At 67.9% G+C, this 19,991-nt stretch carries 16 protein-coding genes; 13 read left to right on the top strand and 3 right to left on the bottom strand.

Annotated features, from left to right (window positions below; genetic code table 11):
• Positions 1–195: 195 nt before the first annotated feature.
• From QM621_RS00190 to QM621_RS00200, 3 genes are all read right to left on the bottom strand, one after another.
• Positions 196–2,184 carry an AAA family ATPase gene (locus tag QM621_RS00190; protein WP_414988324.1) on the bottom strand — a complete coding sequence of 663 codons (1,989 nt, stop codon included), beginning with the start codon at positions 2,182–2,184 and terminating at the stop codon, positions 196–198.
• Between the two features lie 2 nt (positions 2,185–2,186).
• Positions 2,187–2,621 (bottom strand): T3SS (YopN, CesT) and YbjN peptide-binding chaperone 1, encoded by a 435-nt coding sequence (locus tag QM621_RS00195; protein ID WP_414988325.1) that lies wholly within the window; start codon positions 2,619–2,621, stop codon positions 2,187–2,189.
• A 95-nt stretch (positions 2,622–2,716) separates the two neighbouring features.
• Positions 2,717–3,721, bottom strand: a complete 1,005-nt coding sequence (locus QM621_RS00200) for a hypothetical protein (protein ID WP_414988326.1) — start codon at positions 3,719–3,721, stop codon at positions 2,717–2,719.
• 233 nt (positions 3,722–3,954) lie between these two features.
• Here QM621_RS00200 and QM621_RS00205 point away from each other — a divergent pair, with 233 nt between their 5' ends.
• From QM621_RS00205 to QM621_RS00265, 13 genes are all read left to right on the top strand, one after another.
• The gene (locus tag QM621_RS00205; RefSeq protein WP_414988327.1) at positions 3,955–4,308 is read left to right on the top strand and encodes a hypothetical protein; all 354 of its coding nucleotides are present in this window, start codon (positions 3,955–3,957) and stop codon (positions 4,306–4,308) included.
• A gap of 1 nt (position 4,309) precedes the next feature.
• The gene (locus tag QM621_RS00210) at positions 4,310–7,174 is read left to right on the top strand and encodes an FtsK/SpoIIIE domain-containing protein (RefSeq protein ID WP_414988328.1); all 2,865 of its coding nucleotides are present in this window, start codon (positions 4,310–4,312) and stop codon (positions 7,172–7,174) included.
• A complete protein-coding gene (locus QM621_RS00215) occupies positions 7,174–7,446 on the top strand; it encodes a hypothetical protein (RefSeq protein ID WP_414988329.1) in 273 nt (90 codons plus the stop codon). Before QM621_RS00210 ends, QM621_RS00215 begins: the two co-directional genes overlap by 1 nt.
• Before the next feature lie 22 nt (positions 7,447–7,468).
• On the top strand, positions 7,469–7,711 hold the full coding sequence (locus tag QM621_RS00220) for a hypothetical protein (protein WP_414988330.1): 243 nt from the start codon (positions 7,469–7,471) through the stop codon (positions 7,709–7,711).
• A gap of 3 nt (positions 7,712–7,714) precedes the next feature.
• On the top strand, positions 7,715–8,695 hold the full coding sequence (locus QM621_RS00225) for a hypothetical protein (RefSeq protein WP_414988331.1): 981 nt from the start codon (positions 7,715–7,717) through the stop codon (positions 8,693–8,695).
• Positions 8,692–9,363: a hypothetical protein gene (locus QM621_RS00230; RefSeq protein WP_414988332.1), complete on the top strand. Its 672-nt coding sequence runs from the start codon at positions 8,692–8,694 to the stop codon at positions 9,361–9,363. Before QM621_RS00225 ends, QM621_RS00230 begins: the two co-directional genes overlap by 4 nt.
• Positions 9,360–9,737 carry a hypothetical protein gene (locus QM621_RS00235; protein ID WP_414988333.1) on the top strand — a complete coding sequence of 126 codons (378 nt, stop codon included), beginning with the start codon at positions 9,360–9,362 and terminating at the stop codon, positions 9,735–9,737. Before QM621_RS00230 ends, QM621_RS00235 begins: the two co-directional genes overlap by 4 nt.
• Entirely contained in the window at positions 9,730–10,515 is a 786-nt protein-coding gene (locus QM621_RS00240; protein ID WP_414988334.1) for a hypothetical protein, read from the top strand. The genes QM621_RS00235 and QM621_RS00240 overlap by 8 nt, the downstream gene beginning before the upstream one ends.
• A gap of 133 nt (positions 10,516–10,648) precedes the next feature.
• On the top strand, positions 10,649–11,275 hold the full coding sequence (locus QM621_RS00245) for a TIR domain-containing protein (RefSeq protein WP_414988335.1): 627 nt from the start codon (positions 10,649–10,651) through the stop codon (positions 11,273–11,275).
• A 178-nt stretch (positions 11,276–11,453) separates the two neighbouring features.
• Positions 11,454–13,187: a hypothetical protein gene (locus QM621_RS00250; RefSeq protein ID WP_414988336.1), complete on the top strand. Its 1,734-nt coding sequence runs from the start codon at positions 11,454–11,456 to the stop codon at positions 13,185–13,187.
• Between the two features lie 121 nt (positions 13,188–13,308).
• Positions 13,309–15,876 (top strand): hypothetical protein, encoded by a 2,568-nt coding sequence (locus tag QM621_RS00255; RefSeq protein WP_414988337.1) that lies wholly within the window; start codon positions 13,309–13,311, stop codon positions 15,874–15,876.
• On the top strand, positions 15,873–17,423 hold the full coding sequence (locus QM621_RS00260) for a tetratricopeptide repeat protein (protein ID WP_414988338.1): 1,551 nt from the start codon (positions 15,873–15,875) through the stop codon (positions 17,421–17,423). Before QM621_RS00255 ends, QM621_RS00260 begins: the two co-directional genes overlap by 4 nt.
• Before the next feature lie 61 nt (positions 17,424–17,484).
• On the top strand, positions 17,485–19,938 hold the full coding sequence (locus QM621_RS00265) for a type IV secretory system conjugative DNA transfer family protein (RefSeq protein ID WP_414988339.1): 2,454 nt from the start codon (positions 17,485–17,487) through the stop codon (positions 19,936–19,938).
• Positions 19,939–19,991: the final 53 nt, after the last annotated feature.

Below are 19,991 nucleotides of genomic sequence, written 5' to 3' on the forward strand. Positions count from 1 at the left end.
CGCGCCAAACGACAAGCACTCCGCCAACTCGAAGCACTCGGCTACACCGTCACCCTCGAACACACCGGCTAACCACCAGGGGTCACGACCATTTTCGAGTCAGGGAGCGACACCTTCCGACCCCTTGTATTCCAACGATCTCCGGGCCTTTTGAGTCAGGGATCGACACGGGTCATTCGTCCGTGGATCCCTCAGTCACTCCGTCGACAGCACCAGCCCGTCGGCCTCGACCGTCACGTGGACGGTGCGGCTGTCGGCGAGGGCGAGGCGGGCGAGGAGCTCGCGTTCGATATTGCGCTGCAAATGCCGGGCGCCGTAGGCCTCGTCGTAGCCGGTGCGGGCCAGCCAGTCGGCGACGTCGTCGGAGCAGGTGACGTTCCAGCCCGCGCTGGACAGACGGAACAGCGCCCCCTGCAACTCACCCCGCGCGATCTCGGTGATCGCCTCGATCGACAGATGCTGGAACAGCGCGATCTCGTCGACCCGGTTCAGGATCTCCGGGGCCATCTGTTCCTTGACCGCCGACAGGATGCGCCCGGTCACCGCCGAGCTGTCGCTGCCGAAGCCGACCGCCCCGCTGCTCGCCTCGCGCACGCCCAGATTCGACGTCATCACGATGGTCGTGTCGGCGAAACTGCACGTCTGTCCGCGACCGTCGGTCAGCCGTCCGGCGTCGAAGACCTGTAGGAAGGTGTTCCAGATCGACGGGTGCGCCTTCTCGATCTCGTCCAGCAGCACCACACAGCGCGGCATCGCGGCGACCTTCGTGGTCAGCCAGCTCTCCGGATCGGTCGACCCGACATAGCCCGGCGCCGGACCGGTCAGCCGGCTCACCGCCCAGTCGTGGGCGTACTCGCTCATGTCGAGCCGGATCAGCCGGTCGCCGCCGCCGTACTCGTGCACGGCGATCTCCTTGGCCAGCTCGGTCTTGCCCACGCCCGTCGGACCGACGAACAAGAACACGCCGTTCGGCCGCTCTGGACGCAAGTCGAGCTTCGCGCGCGTCAGCGTGAGCCGCTGCGCCACCTTCTCGACCGCGCCGGACTGCCCCTTGATCTTGTTCTGCAGCACCAGGGCCAGGTCGTGCGACGCGGCCTCCACGGTCGGACGTTTCCCGTCGGTGGCCAGATGGTGGCCGACGACCTCGCTGTCACCGGCGACGCGCGCCCGCGCGATAGCCAGGTCGAGCCGGCGCAGCGCCAGGCCCGGATGGGACATGCCCTCGGACGGAAGGCCCGGCGTCAGCGCGGCGGACACGACCGCCGGATCGAGCCGCAGTCCCGACGCCTCGGCCATCGCCGCCGACTTCTCGCGCACCAGCGACTCCACGACCTCCGGCGTCAACTCCGGCAGCGAGACGAGCGCCCACGACTCGGTCAGCCCGCGCGCCAACGTGCGCAGACGGCTGACATACCGATGGTCGACGATCAGCAGCAGTCGCGCGAACTCGTGCCGCGTGTGGTTGGTGATCGCCGCGAGCAGCCCCAGGTCGGGCGACTCGGTGTCGAGCCGGGCGAGCCGTTCGAGGTCGTCGATCGCCAGCACCGTCGGCTCGGTGAGCGAGCCGAGCACCTGGTCGAGCGTCGCCTCCGGGTTCGCGACCACGCTGTCGGGCGACAGCCGCAACACCGGACGTCGCGGCTCGATGGCGTCGAGCCGGGCCGCGAGCCCGGCGAGGATCGAGGAGCGTCCGACGCCGCGCGCGCCCGCGAGCGCGACAGCGCCGCCCCGTTCGGTGATGAGCTGGGCGGCCAGCTCGTCGACCTCGCGCTGACGGGTCTGGCTCGGAACCGGATCGACCCGCGGCGCGCGCTCGCGGTGCGGCGAGGCCTGCGCCGCCGCCGGGCGAGCCGTCGTCGTCTCAGCGCTCGGGGCGGACTCCGACGCGGGCTTCTCGCCGTCCGTCGGCAGCGAGGACCGGAGGGCGGCGAGCGCGGCGACCCGGTCGTGACCGGCGAGCGTCTCGCGCACCGTCTGCTCCGACCCGGTGAACTGGCTGGAGCGCAGCAACTGCTCGACCTGCCGGCGGCCGTCCTCGCCGAAGACCTGCGTGAACTCTTCCGGCCAGCGTCGGGACAGGACGAACGCCGCGTGCGTCAGCGACGCCTCCTCGCCGCCCCATCGTTTGACCTCGGACCGGGCCGCGTCGAGGATCGCCTCGATATCGCGCGCGTCCACCGCCACGCTCACTCCTCGTGGAAACGCTTGCCGCCGAACTGCGTCTGCAGCTCGTCGTCGAGGTCGTCAGCGGTGCTGAGCATCCAGCTGACGGCGTAGCCGAGCTCGTCGCGGTCGAGGTAGTCGCCGAGCAGTCGGTGGGTCATGACGACGTTCACCGAGCCGTCGTCCTCGCGGTACAGCGAGGCGTGGCCGAACACGTAGTCGTCGGCGTGGAAGGCGATGTACTCGTGCAGGGCCGGGCTGTCGTTGACGCCGTACAGCAGCGGCGCGGTGAGGTGGATGAAGGTGGGGCCGTCCTCGCGGGGCTGGTTGACCCGGACGAACAGTCGCGCGGAGCCGTCGCGCAGCGACAACACGCCGTCGCTGCCGAGCTGGACGTTCGAGAAGATCTCGGTGAGGTACTGCTGGACCTTGTTGACGACGTTCTGCCGATTGCTCATGTCTGCTCCTGTGTCTGCGACGGTGGTCCCACCCTAGTGACACCGGTCACCCTTGTCTCGCGTCTCCTGTCCTCGAAAGTGAGGACACCCAGGTGTCAGTCGTCGTCGGTGAACAGGTCGACGACGTCCGGGTGGCCGAGGACGCGGCCGAACACGCCCAGGAACTCGCCTTGGTCGTAGTTGCGGTTGAAGCTGGGCTTGCGGTCGCGTTCGCCGGACAGCCACGCCTGTAGTTCGTCGCGCCGGGTGGTGAGCAGGCCGACGATCAAGTGCTGGGTCTCCGGCGGCACCTGGCCAGGCCCGGCGGCGATGGCGTCGAGGGCGATGTTCACCTCGGTCAACTCGTCCTCGGCGATCTCCCGCTGGATGTCCTCGACACGGATCGGGTCGCCGCCGAGGTCGTGCAGGTGACGGTCCATGCCGCGCAGATGCACGATGGCGGAGAACAACTCGTTGACTTGCTCCCAGAACTTGTGCCGTTTGTGGTAGCCGGCGTAGAGCACGGCCACGTCGGGGTCGAACTCTTGATGGATGAGCGACCAGACGCGCCCGCGCCGCCCGCCGAAGAGGTAGTCGCCGAGCAGTCGTTCGTTCCGTCCGTCCCGGATCAGTCGGACGGGGTGGACCCACTGGCCGCCATGCGGGCGCGGGTCGGTCGTCGACTCGTCATGGAGATAGCGCAGGAGGCGGAGCGCGTCGTCGCGGGACTTGCCCCACAGGGGCAGCGGGCCGCCGTGCAGCTCTGCGGCGAGCGCGGCGGCGAGGCTGCGGTCGTCGTCGACGTCCTGGGTGCGCAGCACGATCGGCATGGGGGCGCCGGTCTTCCGTTTCCACGCGCTGAGCGCCGCGACCGCTTGTAGTCCGCCCGCCGCGCCGTCGGACGCGCCGCCGAGGTCGAGGTCGACGATCGCCGCGCTCACCTCGTGGAGGGCGCGTTGTTCAGCCAGACGCAGCAGCGACGGGACGTCGTGCACGTGGATCATGTCCACGCCGCGGTTGTCCCATTCGCTGTGGAGCAGGGCACCCTCGCCCTCCTTGTCGTCGATCAACAGGACACGGGTGGGGGCTGGATCGGTCGGCTCGATGCTCGGAGATGTCATGGAGGGTCGCTCGCAGAGGCTCGGTAGTCGGTGTCGCACACCTTACGGAAGGAGCGGCGTCGCCGTCCTCCCGGTCGTCGCAGGTGGATTTCCCCGTGTGCCCGAGCTGACTTTCAGGCACGCTGTGACAGCCGGCGAGGGTGTCCTCGAAAATGAGGGCTCCCGCGAGGCGTCCGTGAGCCCTAGGGTGTGAGGGCGGCGTGAGCTCCGTCGCCCGATGAGAGGAATGACGCATGGCGGGCAGTGAGGATTTCGCGGCGGCGATTCTGGCGGCGCGCGCCGACATCGACCGCGACAGCGAGCGAGTGGCGCGTCTGAGAGCGGAGGCCGACACGATGGCGGCCGCTCTGGGAGGGCTGGACCCGTCGCCGACATCGATGACCGCGACCACGCCGGACGACCTCGAACGCATCGTCGGAGAGGCGCGTGAACACCGGGCGCGCGGTGAGCAGGTCGCGGCCCAGATCACGCAACTCGACCGAGAGATCAGTGTGCTGCAGTCCGCCCGGACGCGCACCATCGTCATCGCGTCAGCCATCGCGGCGGTCGTGTTGCTGATCCTCGTGCTGATCGTGGCGGGAGGCTGACATGGGACGCCTGGAAGAGGCGCGCTCCCGCCGGGTCGCACTGGAAGAGCAGCGGCGTCAGGCCGACGGCGCGCAACGTCAGGCGGTCGCCAGCGCGAGGTCGGCGAGCGGTCCCGCCCAAGCACACGTCGACCGGACTCTCGCCGCGTGGCAGGAACGGCGTACGGCGGTGCTCGCGGAGCGTCCGGTCGTCGAGGCGGACGGCTGGGAGTCCCCACGGTGGGACGGGTGGCTCCCGGAGTCGTTCACGCCGCGCTTTCTGCGGGTCGGCGGCGTCCATGACGTGCAGGGTGAGATCGCGCCCGCGCTGCTGCCTTTGGTCGGGTCGCATCGTCCGATCGTGTTGCGCAGCCGGGGTGCCGAGGCGTCGGAGGCGGCCAAGGAGTTGACGCGGTCCATCGTCGCGCGGCTCGCCCTGATGCTGGGCGCGTCGGCGAACTACCACCTCATCGACCCCCACCACGAGGGACGCTCCTTCCCGCTGGCGGCAAACATCCCGAATGTGGCGCCTCGGACGAGCGATGTGCATGAGGACCTGGAGCAGCTGTTCGCCGACACTGCCCGGCTGACCAGGGAACACCCGGACAAGTCCTTCGAGGAGTTGCCCGAAGAACTGCGCGCCTATGAGCGGTTCAATGTGGTCGTGGCGGCGGAGTTCCCACGGCAGTACAACTCGCGGGCAGTCGCGGCGATCCACCGTGCGGCCCGCAACGCACGGGCCGGCGTCCTCCTCGTCGTTCATCACGACCTCGACGCCGACCGCCCCGGCGAGCACGACGACCTCCAGCTGGACGACCCCGTGGTCCTGGAGGTCACGGGACGGTCCGCGCGGACCACGTGGCAGGGATTCCCTGGCACGTTGGTGCTGGACGGGGCACCGCCGGACCACATCGTCCGCCCGGCGTTGGAGCGTGTGGTGGAGGCTGCTCCGACCGAGCCGGTCATCCCGTGGGACACGGTGAACGAGCGCGACCCGGCGTCGTGGTGGACGGAGTCGTCGGCCCGGCTCGTGGAGGCGAACATCGGCGTGTCGACGACCGGCGGCCCGCTGGCGGTGCGCTTCGGCTCCGACGGCTCCCAGGCGTTCGCCCACGCCGCTCAGGCGGGAGCCACCGGCAATGGCAAGTCAGTGACCTTCCACTCGTTCATCTTGAGTCTGGTCACGCGGTACTCGCCCGACGAACTCCACCTGTATCTGGTCGACGGCAAGGTGGGGGCCGAGTTCCAGATGTACACCGATCTGCCCCACGCGCGAGTCGTCTCGCTCAACACCGCTCCCGAGCTGGCGGTGAGCGTGCTGGGCGAGCTGGTCGAGGAGCTGGAGCGTCGTTACGCGCTGTTCCAGCAAGACGAGGACGGAAAGGACCGGGACCCGAAGATCGTCGGGATCGACGGCTACCGCGAGCGGGTCGGCATGTTGCCGCGGATCATCTTCGTGGTCGACGAGTACGGCGTCCTCTTCGAGACGGGGCCGGAGTCGAAGGCGGTCGAGAAGTTGCTGCGACTGGCGACCAAGGGGCGCGCGGCGGGTATTCATTTGTACTTGGCCTCGCAGGGCTTCCAAGCCCCAGGGTTGCGGCACGCCACCTCGCTGTTTGAGAACATCCACACACGCATCGTGCTGCCCGTCACCGACGAGGTGGCGCGGTCGATGCAAGAGCTCGGCCCGGACGGACGCGCGCTCGTGCGCTCGCACGGCACGAGGATCGGGCGTGTGGTGGTCAACAGCCGGGCGGGTGCGGACCAGGACACAGACCAAGACACAGACCAAGACCCCGCCAACACGCCGGGCAAGGTGGCGCTGGTCACTGCGGAGCTGGCCGCCGACGTGTTGGACGACGTGGAGAGGAAGGCCAGGGAGGAGGGCTTCGGTGAGCGTCGGCCGGTGGTCTTCCGGGGTAAGAAGTCACCGCGTGTGCGGGAGAGTCCCTCGTTCTCCAACCTCGCCGCGCTGACCGACCGCCGCCCCGAGGCTCTGCAGGACCTCGCCCGGAGGAGCGTCCGCGACGGAGGTCTGGGCCAGACGGACTGGCTGGCCGCCGACCGGCCGTTGCCGCTGCTGTTCGGCCGCGAACTCACGGTCACCGGCACCGTGACCGTGAGTCCGACGCGCGGTCCTGACGAGAACGTCGTCGTGATCGGCGCGAACGGCGAGGCCACCGTCGGCATGGTCGCCTCGGCGGTCGCGGGGGCCTCCCTCGCCAGTGCTCCGGGGGTGTTGAGCCTGGCGGTCCTGTCGACGCCGCCCCGTGGTGGTTCCTGGAGCGGCGTGCTCGACGAGCGGCTGCCCGGGCTGTTGGCGAGGCGCGGCCACGCGCTGGTCGGCGGCGACGACCCGCTCGCCTGGGTGGAGGAGGAGATCGCCCGACGTTCGGAGTTCGGCGACGAGGACCGGGCCGACCTGCCGCCGGTGGTCGTGGTGGCGCTCGACCTCGACCGTAAGGGCGCCTACCTGCAAGTGGCGGGCGACTACGGGTTGGACCCGTCGGGGCCGGGCCGACGGCTGGCGAGTGTGCTGCGGTCGGGGCCGGCGGTGGGCGTCCACACCGTTCTTGGCTTCCGCTCGGCTGGATCCTTCAAGTCGGTGTTGCCCGAGCGTGAGCTCGACCGCTTCCGGCACCGGGTCTACCTGCAGGTCTCCGAAGACGACTCCTTCACGTTGCTCGGTAAGTCAGTAGGCCACAAGGTGCAACCGGATGACGCCCCAATACCGGTGCGCGCCGGCTACACCGACATGCGTCAAGGGCGTGCGTCGATCTTCCTCCCGTTCACGACCAGCGAGTCGGACGAGGAAGGCGAAGGCGGCGCTCCGGTTTTGCTGGCCGACCTCGCCGATCTCTTCGACCGAGCCTCGGGAGGGGTCTGATGGGACTGAACGACACCCACCGCGAGCTGCGGAACTTCCACCAAGCGCTGGAGCAGTTCAACGACACACTGCGCGCCAGCGAGCAGAGCCTGTCGGAGATCGAGTCGCGGATGGAGCACGTCTGGGACGACGATTTCGCGAAGAAGTTCACCGCGCTCTATCGAGAGATCGCCGATCCCGTCAAGCAGTACACCAACCGTGAGGCGGACCTGTACGCGCAGTTCATCGCCTCCCGGGAGCGACAGTTGGGCAGGTATCTCGGTCATGCATGACGCGACAGTTCTACGACAGTTGATGAATGAGTACGCCCAGGCGCTCACCAGCCACACCGAGCGTGTGCGGGAGGCCCATCGCGTGCTCGACCAGAGATACGCCGCGCTGTCGGAGGTGTACGACGGAGTAGGCGCGAGGGAATTCAAAACCGGGTGGCAGCGGTCGCGGGCGGCCTTCGAGGCCTATGCCGAAGGCGCGCCCCCGCTGCTGCGGCTCTTGGAGGAGAAGGTCGCCCAACTCGAAGCCTTCGACCAGGGACGCTGACCGGTGGCTGTTGATCCGCGGCGGGTCGCCGAGCGGCTGACGGAGGTCGCGGCCGCGTCGGTTCGTCTGAGGTCAGTCTGTGGGGAGGCGGCGGCGTCGGTCGCCGACGCCCAGCAGTGCATGGACGACGTGGTGAGCCAGACCCGCTTCCGCGTCGGCATCGCGGCGAACACGCTCCAAGACGCGCAGATCGCGGTGGACCAGAATCATCAGCAGGTGGTCGAACTCCTTGCGAACCTTGACGAACTCGATCGATCGATCACACGAGTCCAAGGCCACATCGGTCAGGCGACCGGCATGATCCGTGCGGCCTCGGACCGTTGGCGCGAGGAGTACCGGCAGGCGTTGGCTCAACTCGAGGCGGCTGAAGCGCACCGCGACGTGTGTCAGGCGGAGGTCGACGAGGTGACGCGGGCGCTGAAGAAGGCTCGCAGCGAGTACGACGCCGCACAGCAGGCGCTCGACTACTGCCGCGACCAGAAGTCCGGCAGTTGCGCGTCGGAACGCCGCCAAGTGGAGGCGGCCGAAGCGCGGGTGTACGCGCTGGCCGAACGCCTGACGATGGCGGAACTGGCGTTGGCTGATGCGCAGCGTGCCGTCGAGGCGGCCGAAGCGCGGGTGGCTCGAGCTGAGCGGGCGGTGGTCGCCTGCCAGAGCGCCACGTCGGCGATCCAGCAGGCGGCGCGGGTGGCCGAGCAGGCGACGGCGATCACGGGTCAGGCGATGGACGAAGCCTGGTACGCCGAGGACGCCGACGGCCGGGCGGCGGTCGCCATGCGACAGGCCTATGAGCCGCGACAACGCTCCGCTGAGGCGGTCACAGCAGCGGCCCGCATCGCCGACGAGGCGGCGACGGTGGCGATGACGGCTGCGGCGAGCGCGGAGTCAGCGGGTGAGCACGCGACCGGCGCGGACCGGACGCTCCGTGACAAGGCCGAACAGTTGAGGCGTTACGACCTGGCCGAGGGGTTGGGCGGTCGATGAGTAGCGAGGCGGCGGGACGGGTCCGGCGAGGCATGGCGACGGTGCGGCAGTTGGGCTCCGAGTCGAGGCTGTGGAGCGACGCGGCGCTCCCGCAGGTCCGGGCGCGTCATATCGACTCGATGACCGCCGTGTCGACGGCGTTGGCGGACGCGGCCGACGAACATGCGGACGCGGTCGACGCCCTCTCGATGGAGGTCATGGCCGTCGAGGAGAACAGCGCCGTCATCGTGTCGCTGTGCGAGGACGCCGACGCGCAGGTGGCGGAGTCGACGACGTCGATCTCGGCGGCGCGCCATCACGAGCAGCGCGCCGTCGAGACACGCGGAGAGGCGTCGCGTCATCTCGCCACCGCGTTGGAGCATCTCGCGCGGGCCGAGGGGGCGTCGGCCGACGATCTGGGCCGACAGGTGGAGCAGCGGTACGTCGCGCAGATCAAACGCGACACGCGCGTCGCTATGGAGAAGGCCGCTGCTGTCGCGCGCCTGGAAGTGCTGGGGCCGACGCTGGCAGAACAAGCTGTCGGCCAGATGGTGAACAACGACGCGATCGGCGACGCTGTCAAGAGCGTCGCTGAGAAGCTGATCGACCTGAAGAACGATCCTGTCGTCCAAGCGAAGTTCGGTGAGTTGACTCGCGCCATCGGAGCCCGGTTCGGGAGGAAGTCATGAGCGGCCACGCAGGGGGGCCGGAAGCGGCCTCGGCGCTGGTGGACCAGGGTGTGGACGGCGCGACACGACGAGACGCCGCGACCTTCCTCAGCGCGGTGTTCCTGTTGGCACAGCTGCCCGCGTCCGAGGTCGCGCCGGTGGTGGTCGGACGGCTGCTCGACCGGTCGTCGCGCGGACGGCGGCTGGCCGATGGCGGCAATCTGGAGCTGCCGTCGCCGGCCGACGTCGACCAGACCTGCCGACTGCTTGAGGAATCAGACGATCCGACGGCCGTCCGCCGACTCGGCGACGGCACCTACGAGGGCGTCCTCGCCCATCTCGTCGCCTGTATCGCCGTGGCAGAGAGTGACCGAAGGAGTCAGAGCTATGGGTAATCTGCTGGAGCTTCTCGTAGTCCTCATGCTCTTGGTGTGGATTTTCTACCGCTATCTGTTACCGCCGATGCGACCGGATTACGGTTTGAGCCCAGGTACGAAGCTCCTGGACATGAGTCGTTACGGCGGGATGGACGCGGCGTTCGCGGGACTTGCTCCGTTGATCGGCGCGTTCGCGGTCACTGCGTTGATGGGCAGTGACGCGCGAGTCGGCGGCACCTTGGGGATCGTGTACGGCGTCGGGTGCGCCGTGGCGGTCGACGGGACGGCGCGCACAGTCCGCGACGTTCTCTTGAGTGTGGTCGGCGCCCTGGCCGCGGTCGTCAGCGTGGTCAGCGCGTTGAGCGATCCGATATGCGGTGGAGCGTCGTCCGACCGGCTTCCCGCCATGCTGATTCTTGCCACGCTCGCTTTTGTTTTCGGCGGCATCATGGGCGTCAGGTATTTCGAGTTGAACGCCAGGGTCGGGCTGAGCGCCTTCGTGGTCGTGGAATTGATCCTCTACGCCACCACCGCGATGTCAGTCGTCGACGACCATCTGGCGTTGGTGGTGTTCGGGGCGACGGTGGGTCTTGGGTTCCTGTCGGCGGTGGCGCCGGAGATCACCTTCGGTCTCGGCGGTCTGCTGCTCTTCGGCGTCACCTTCTACACCGGAGTCTTCTTGACCGCCGATAACTGCGGCGGGCTCGGGCCGGGCCAGTCGCTGTTCTTGCTGGGGGCGGCAGTGGCCTACGTCGTTGTCGCGTTCTTCCGCCGCCGGTTCAGCCGGAAGGATTGAGGAGTCGATCATGCTGGATAGAGAGTTCGACCTGTTCATCAGTTACGCGCACGCCGACAACACGGACGGCTGGATCACCGCGTTGCGCGATGTGATCGTCGACGACTTCCAATAGTTCGGCCGCCCGCTGCAGGTGTTCTTCGACGAGCGGGCCATCCGGGACATGGACGACTGGCAGCACCGGATTCTGGTCGGCTTGCGGGAGTCGCGGGTGCTGTTGGTGTGTCTGTCGCCGGCGTATCTGCGCAGCGAGTGGTGTCGTCGGGAGTGGACGGAGTACCTGCGTCGTCACGCGCGCGACGTCGGCGGCACTGACACGGTCGCGGCGCTGTACTGCGTGGAGGTGGGCGATCCCGATCCGGGCGAGGTGGCGGAGTGGAAGGCCGAGATCGAGAGGATGGTGCAGCAGACCGACGTGCGGCCGTGGTTTCCGCAGGGTCGGGAGGCGCTGGCCGAGCACGCGGTGCGCGAGCGGTTGGCGCTGTTGGGCGACAGCCTGGCTGAACGGATGGAGCGGGCGCGACGTTCGGAGAAGACGAAGGGCAATCTGAAGCGGTTCGACGAGTACTTCGTGGGCCGCGTGAAGGAGCTGAGGGCCTTACGGTCGGGGTTGGCCGACAAGAAGATCGGCTTGCTGAGCGTCGTCTCCGGGTTGGGCGGCATCGGCAAGACCGAACTGACCACGACGTACGCGCACGCCTACCGCCATGCGTATCCGGCGGCACGTGGCAGATCGGTTGTGAGGGCGCGACCGACCTGACCAGCAAGATCGCATCGTTGTGTGGTGTTCTGAGGATCAGCGTCCCCGACGGGACCCCGGACGAGGACCGCGCTTTTTTGGTGTTGGAGGAGTTGGAGCAGCGGCCCGTGACGGCGCGGCGGAGCAGGCGGCGCAGACGCGCGAGGGCGGCGACCCGGTGATTCCGGCGACGCTGTTGATGTTGGACAACGTGTCGGACGCGCGGCTGTTCTCGCCGGAGAATCTGCGGGTGCTGCCGGAGGCCAACTGGCTGCATGTGGTCGCCACGACGCGGCTCGGTCTGGAGGACATCGAGGCGGTCGGCGCGCAACGGCATGTGAACGTGGTGCCGGTCGGGCCGATGACGCCCGATGACGCGGTGGAGTTGTTGCGCGACCATCAGAAGGCCCGCGACGTGGACCGTCGCCATCCTGACTTCGTCGACGCGCAGGCCGAGGTCGAGGCGCGGGAGTTGGCCGAGGAGGTGCAGTGCTTCACGCTCGCGGTGAAGCAGGCGGCCGTGTATCTCGGTGGCAATCCGGACCTGCGGCCAGCGGCGTTGTTGGAGGTGCTGCGTCGCGACGGCGCGACCCACCTGGACGATCTGACCGAGATCCCGGATATCCAACGCCGGTCGGTCGGTTTGATCCTCGACCAGACGGTCGCGCAGTTGGGAGCCCGTTCGCTGGCGGCCTTGCGTTTCGCCGCGCACTTGCCGCCCGATCATGTGGTGTGGGGGTGGCTGGAGTACCTGACCCGCGACCTGGATGAGACGCATGAGGGCGGCGAGCGCTGGCCGGTCGTGCGACGGACCTTGCGCGGCCGTCAACTCCTCACCCCGGGCGACACCGAGCCGATGGCTCGTATGCACCGGTTGATCGCCGCTCACGTGGTTGACGACCTCGGGGGCGAGTCGGCTGACTACGCGAACCGGCTGGACGCCTGGGCGATTGAGCGTATGACCGCCGACGACATCACTAACCCCGATGAGTTGCGGGCGTTCGCTGAGCTTTTGCTCTACCGTTCTCCGCACTCAATGGACGTGGCGCATGAGGCGGTGTTCTACTGCGAAACGTTCGTTGGTCGGCTGCTCCTCGACCAACAACACGCCCTCGGCTCCGCATTAGAGGAGGTATTCCGTCACGCCGTCGCCCGCGATCCGAGTAACACGACCTGGCAACGCGTCCTGACGGTCAGCCTGGACAAGGTCGGGGATGTCGCGGCAGCAAGGGGTGACCTGCGGACCGCACAGAACCTGTACACCGAATCGCTGGGCATCCGCCGAGCACTCATCACCGTCGATGCGAGCAACACGACCTGGCAACGCGACCTGACGGCCAGCCTGTGCAAGGTCGGGGACGTCGCGAAGGCGCGGGATGACCTGCAGACCGCACAGAACCTGTACACCGAGTCGCTGAACATCATGCGCGCCCTCACCGCCGCCGACCCCGACAACACCGACTGGCGACGCGACCTGGCGGCCAGCCTGTGCAAGGTCGGGGACGTCGCGAAGGCGCGAGGTGACCTGCAGACCGCACAGAACCTGTACACCGAGTTCCTGAACATCATGCGCGCCCTCACCGCCGCCGACCCCGACAACACGACCTGGCGGCACGACCTAGCGTCGAGCCTCGACAGGGTCGGGGATGCCGCGAAGGCGCGGGATGACCTGCAGACCGCACAGAACCTGTACACCGAGTCGCTGAACATCGCACGGGCGCTCACCGCCGCCGATCCCGACAACACGACCTGGCTACGCGACCTGGCGGTCGGGTGTTACGGGCTCTGGCAGGTCACCCAGGAGACCGAACTCCTCCGAGAAGCACGCGACATCCTGCGACAACTGGTCGAACATGGAGCGGCGCCTGAGGCTGACAAGAAGGTACTCGACTGGATGAACCGCGAGTTGGGCGACGAGCCGCACACCGAGTAGCTCGCCATCACATAACCGGACCTGATCCCACACCGGCCGATCCGAGGGGCGAATACCCCGTCTCCAACGGAGGCGCGCGTGTCTGACCCGGCCAGTCGGCGAGGCTCTGCTACAACGAGTTATGCCCCTCGACGACGACCCGTCACGTCCGCCAGATCTGTTCGTCGACCGCGTCGGCGAGTCCGAGGCGCTCGCTGCGTCGCTGACGGCGCATCGCCGCAATATGGACGACGACACCATTGACTCCCATCGATTCCGCAACGTCTTGACCTTCTACGGGGAGGGTGGGGTCGGGAAGAGTCTGCTGTCGGCGCAGTTGGCCTCGTGGGTATCGAGAAGTGGTCATGCTCCCGAGCACTGGGGCGAGCCACCAATCACCAAGGTCGACGCGGTCATTCGTTGGGATGTGCACGACTCCCACGGCGCGGTCGACCCGCTCGAGTTGCTGGTGACGCTGCGGCAAGGCCTGGGTTCGTTGCGTGGGGTCTGGCCCGCCTTCGACCTCGCGTTCATGAGCTACTACCAAGCCTTCAAGTTCGGCGTGCCGTTGCGTCTCAAGTCTCCGGGAGGTGCGGCCACCACTCTGGAGGAGATCACTGCCGGGTTGTTGGGAGACGCGGCGTCGGTCGCTGATGTCATGGGCGGCGGCGGTATCGCTGGCGGAACCTTCGGGCTGGCGCGCGGCTGGTGGCTCAAATATCAGGCTAAGTCGCGAGCCGAGAAGGCCTACCGTGAGTTCTCCGGGTTGGAACAATTGGTGAGCGACATGGCCGCCCTGCCTGCGTCGGCGAGTGAAAACGCCGAGTTCGCCAGCAAAGCCGCCTATCAGTTCAGCCGTGAGATCGGTCGGATGAAGCCCGTCGAACGTCCCATGGTAGTGGTGTTCGTCGACCATTTCGAGCGGTTGAGCGCCGACGGTCACGACGCCTCGGGGCAGGCGACCATGAACCGTCTGATGGCCCGGCTGCCCTATGTTCTGTTCGTCGTCACCGGACGCACCAGTTTGCGCTGGCATCAACCGGGCCTGCGTTTCTTGCCGTTCAGCGGACCGTCGGCGTGGCCGCTGCTGTCGACCGAGCCGACGCCGACTGAGGAGCCGCACCAGCACCGGATCGGGAACCTCTCATATGCTGACGCCGAGTTGTTTCTGACAGCGGCATTCGAACGGGAGGGAATCCGTGTCGCTGACGGACTGATCGAGCAGTTGGCGCAGGAGACCGACGGCTGGAGTGAGCATCTGGCGACGTTGGTCTCGGTGGCCGTTGAGCGGCGGTCGGAGAACAGGGAACTCACCGCGGCCGATCTGAGCGGCCGGTTCCCCGAACTGGTCGACCGCTTGCTCAGCGACCTCCCGTCCGACGTCGCGAAGGCATTCCGCGCCGCTTCGCTGTTGCCGTACTTCGATCCAGATTTCGTGCGGGCTGCGGGCGAAGTGGAGGGCGGCTCGGTCGAGCGCCTGCTCCGACGCGACATCGTGCGCGACAACCCCAGCGGTAACTATCCGTACCGTATCCACGACAAGTTGCGAGAGATCGTCCGTGAGGCTGGCGCCGAGGCCCAAGGCGGCTGGGCCGAGGCCGACTGGCAGCGCCACGCCCATCTAGCCATCGCCGAGGCACGACGCCGCTTCGAGGAAGCGATGGCGATCCAAGACGACACGGCGGCCATCGCGTCGCTGGCGCTCGGCTTGAACGTCGCTTTCGAGAACAAGGTGTTCGATGAGTGGTTCGTCGAGGCGATTCGGATCAGCCCTACCGTCGCGAATCTAGCTCCACTGCTGCCTGAGGTAGCGATGGAAGGCTCGCCGAGAGATCTCATCGACGCCTTGGAGTTCTTGCAGATCCGTGCGTCCGCGCGCAAACACAACACTGACGCACGTAGTTGTGACCTTATTGCGCGACGGTCCGCGTTCTCGGAGTCAGCGGCGGTGTGGCGTGCCTACGACCTGCGTAAGCGAGGATTTGTTGACGAGACCCTGGCTCAGTTCGACGAGGCAGAGGCTGAGTTCGGTCTTCGGACGAATCTCTACCGTTTCCAGAAGCTTGTCACGCTGAGGCTGGCTCGGAGATTCCAAGAGGTCGTGCGGCAGCTTCCAACGGTGGATGAGAGGCGTCAGGCGCTCCAGAAGGCTGCGCTCGCTCGTCTTCACGGCGACTATGACGGTGCTTATCAATCCTTGGCGCAGCGGATCAACCTTGCTGAGAGCCGACGGTTCCAGGTGGAATTGCTGGGCTCCAGGTTGGTCGCTGGACAGCGTGAAGGCAGTGTGACCATGAGCGAGGCTGGGAGCGTTCTGGACACGGCTCGGGCGGTTGGGCATATCGGAGCTGAGGCCGACGCCTTACATGTGCTCGCCCTGATGCGGTTGTTCGACGGCGACTATGTGGCCGAACGTCTTGACGAGTTGCGTCTTCTCGATGAGAGGCGGTACCAGCCGGGTTCTCATCGAGTACTAACCATGGCGATGCGAGCTTGGGCGATTGGCAGCGACGAGATGGCGGCGGAAGCCCACGCGTTGGCGAGTTCAGTGATGTATCGCACCGCAGCGTGGATCAACGTCGAGATCCTCCTTGAGCATCTCGGACATCCGCTCGACCCAGTTCCCACCGACTGGCTGGAGCCCTATGAGGTCGTGCGCGACCGTTGGCTCGGGGTGCTCGGTGGGATTGTCGAGAGGAGTCGGCCGTGAGTGGATTCAGCCCACGCATGATGGACGCGCTGAACTTCGCGGCGCTCATGCCGCTCGACTCGCTGGTGGTGGACTGGCTCGAACAGCTCACCTCCGGCCTGGACGAGCGCCACCCGGATGGGGACGCCTGGACGACGACGTGGGCAGAGATCACCGGCCACGACGTGTTGCGGCCGGGCGACGCAGACGGGATCGTCCGTCTCAGCCCTCATGTCGCCGGCGCTTTGCTCGACCGGATGGACGAGGAGGAGACCGCCGGGTACGTCGACCGCCTGGACGCGTGGGCACTCGAACGCATGGAGGCCGACGACCTGACGGACTCCCGTCGGCTGGCGGCGTTCGCCGAGTTCGTCGCTTATCACGTGGTGGTCTCGCCCAGCGTCGCCCGCCGGGCGCTGTACTACGCGCGCGAGCTCGAGGGACGCCTCGATCTGACGGCTCAACTCCACTTCGCCGTCGCCCTCCGAGACAGTTTCCGCACCCTCGTCGAACGCCAGCCCGAGCGGTCGGCCTGGAGGGACGACTTGTCGACCGCGTTGAACTGCGTGGGAGACGTCTCACGCAAGTCCGGGGACCTGCGGGCCGCCCGCGAGGCCTACGCCGAGTCGTTGGACATCCGTCGGGGCCTGGTGGCCGAGCATCCAGGCGACACGGAATTCCGGCGCGATGTGACCGTCTGCCTCGACCGGCTGGGCGACCTCGCCGTCAAACAAGGAGATCTGGACGAGGCGCGGACCGCATATGAGGAGTCGGTCGCGATCAGCCGAGAACTTCTCGACAGCGAACCCGGTCGTATCGGCAGGTACCAGGATTTGGCCACGGGGCTCGACCGTCTCGGCGACCTCGCCCGCGCCAGAGGCGACTGGGTCGCGGCTGCTCAGCCGTATGCGGAGGCTCTGGGCATTCGACGCGCGGTGCTCGCCCAGGAGCCGAACGATCCGGCAAGGCGACGCGCCCTGTTGGTCAGCTTGGACCGCATGGCCGAACTGGCTGATGAGTGTGGCGATCTGAAGATGGCCCATGAGTCGTACAACGAGGCGCTGTCGATCAGCAGGGCCTTGGTGGAACGTGACCCGAGGAACGCTCACTGGCAGGAGGACCTCGCCAAGAGCCTCGACCAGGTGTGGGGCGTGGCTCGCGCGCGAGGCGATCTCGACGCCGCTCACGAGGCTGGCGAGGAGGCGTTGGCGATTCGGCGACGCCTGGTCGAACACGATCCCGACAACGTCGACTGGCTCTACGGCTTGTCGGCGAGCCTCGACCGTGTCGCGGACCTGGCGATGGCGCGCGAGGACTTCGCCGCCGCGCGCCAGGCGTACGCGGAGTCGATGGGGATCTGCGGCGGGCTGGTGTCCCGGGACACCACCAACATCGGTTGGCAGCGCGACCTCGCCGTCGCCGCCGCGCGACTGTGGAACCTCGACCGTGACGACATGTTGTTGACCACGGCGAGGGAGATCCTCCAGTCGTTGGCGGACCGTGGATTCGCCAACGACGCCGACCTGGACATGATCGCCCAGATCGACGGGCTGTTGGCTTCCGAGTAATCGCGGACATGCTGTGAGAAGCTGGCGCGAGTCGGGGGGATCGGAACGAGAGGCGACCCCTATGAAGTTCGCGCAGACGACCGTCGCTGGTCGTGTGGTCATCGCGCACGTCCTGCGCTCCACACGCATGGTCGACGACGACGAGATGGCCGAGATCCAACGCGACCTCGTCGCGGTGACGACCGCGCTCGAAGGCCACGCGGACTGCTCCTTCGCCGTCCAGTGGCTGTGCGACCCGCGTCCGGACGATCCTCGGGGCGGGGTGATCGAGGTCGCCGTGCTCACCGCCGTCGGCGGGACGCCCGACGCGGCGCGAGTCGAGGAGATCGCCGACGACGTGCTCGACCTGCTGAACGGGCCGCCCGAGGTGTGGCGCTTCGAACTCGAGGACGACGACGCGGCGCTGGCCCGTCTCGTCGACCCGCTGGAACCGGTCCACCTCGCCGGAGTCGTCCGCCGTGAGGCGCCGCTGCGACCCGACGCGCGGACCTCCGGCGTCGGCTTCGGCGCGGCTCCGGTGAGCCGTCCGGAGAGCGGCCCCCAACTGTGGAGCATGTGGACCTTCGGCCCGCCGTCGATCGACTCGCACCGTTTGTCTGCCGGACTCCTCGTGCAGGAGGCGCCGGTCTGCGTGCGCATGGCCATCACCCCGACGCAGCTGACCGGCGAGGAACGCGACCTGTTGGAGGAGCTGGTCGCCTTCCACGCGGGTCTGCCGGAACGCCAGCTGTCTACGCAAGCCTCGCTGCGGACCTTGGAGGCGATGCTCTACTTGCGCCCGTTGTTCGAGGCGCGCTGCGTGGTCGCGAGTCCTGAGCCGCTGAGCTCGGCGCTGCTCTCGACCATCGGCCACACGCTGAGCGAGCCGACGCCGCACGACGCGCCGAACGGGATCCTGTCCGGCGGGTACGCGGTCATGCGTCCGCCCGCCCATCCGCATCTGGCCGAGGTCTACGGCACGTTGGGCCTCGGTCCGGTGGTCCAAGGGCTCGCGTCGCCGGGGCTGGAGCGCCTGCGTCACCTCCTGGGCGTCTGGGAGGCGTCGAACCTCTTCCGGCTGCCCGTGGCGGGGGAGGAGGGCGCGCCGGGCATGCGTCTCGACGAACGGCCGCAACTGCGCGCCGTGCTCGACGCGCTGCCCTCCGAGGGCGCGGTGATCGGCACGCTGCTCGACCGGGACCGCCCCATCGCGATCGGCGAGAACGACCGCCTGCGCCACACCTACGTGGCCGGCCAGACGGGCACCGGCAAGAGCACGCTGCTGCTCAACATGGCCGTCGCGGACATCGCCGCGGGCCACGGCGTGTGCGTCATCGACCCGCACGGCGACCTCCTCGAGGACCTCATGTGCCGCATTCCGCCTGAGCGGATCGACGACGTCGTGCTCATCGACCCCGCCGACGAGGTGGCGGTGCCCGGCGTCAACCTGATCGAGGCCGAGTCCGACCACCAGCGCCGCTACCTGGTCAGCGAGTCGGCCAACATGATGTACGCGCTCTTCGACCCGAAACGCACCGGCATCATCGGGCCGCGCTTCGAGTCGATGATGCGCAACGCGATGCTGCTGCTCGAACACGTCCGCGACGTCCCCGGCTCCTTCCTCGACGTGTCGACGATCTTCGCCGATCCCGAGGTGCGGAAGTTCCTGAGCGCGAAGATCACCGACCCGCACCTGGCCGAGTACTGGCTCGGCGAGTATCCGGCGTCGCTGCGGTCGAACGAGTCCGGCGAGGTGGTCTCCTGGTTCCGGTCGAAGTTCGAGGTCTTCCGGACCAGCCGGGCGTTGCGCTCGGTGATCGGCCAGGCGCGTTCGACGGTGTCGTTCACCGACGTCTTGGAGAACCGGCGCATCCTCCTGGTCAACCTGTCGAAGGGCAGCCTCGGCGAGTACGACTCCAAACTGCTCGGCCACATCGTCGTCATGAAGCTGTGGGCCGCGGTCTTGGAACGGACATCCGTCCCGGCCGATCAGCGGCACCCGTTCTTCTTCTACATCGACGAGTTCCAGAACGTCACCACCGACTCCCTCGACGTGATGCTCGCGGAGGGGCGTAAGTACGGCGTCGGCCTCACGCTGGCGAATCAGTTCTTCGACCAGCTCACCGACGCGACGAAGAACGCGATCCTGGGCAACGTCGGCACCAAGCTGTCGATGCGGCTCGGTCCGCACGACGCGAAGGCGTTCTCCGAATGGCTCGGCGAGACGGTCGAGGCGTCCGAGTTGAGCCGGTTGCCGAACCGTCATGTGGTCGCGGCGTTGTCCCCGGGCGGCATCCCGACCTCGCCGGTGCTGGTGGAGACGCACGCGCCGCCGGCGGAGCGGACGTCGATGGAGGCCGTCCGCGCGGCGTCGCGTCGCCAGTGGGCCCGGCCGGTGGCCCAGGTCGACCGCGAGTTCACGGAGCGGTGGGCGGTCGTGCCGGGGTCGTTCGCGGCGAAGGCGCGCAAGGCGACCGCCCCGCCGCCGACCTTCGCCGACACCTGGCGGACGCGGCAGCGCGACCGCGACTCGTGAGGGTGTTCAGGCCTCGCTGGAACTACGCAGGATCTCCTCGGCATGACTGCGAG

It is taken from the genome of Aeromicrobium sp. (genome assembly GCF_047606445.1).
Taxonomy (GTDB): Bacteria; Actinomycetota; Actinomycetes; order Propionibacteriales; family Nocardioidaceae; genus Aeromicrobium.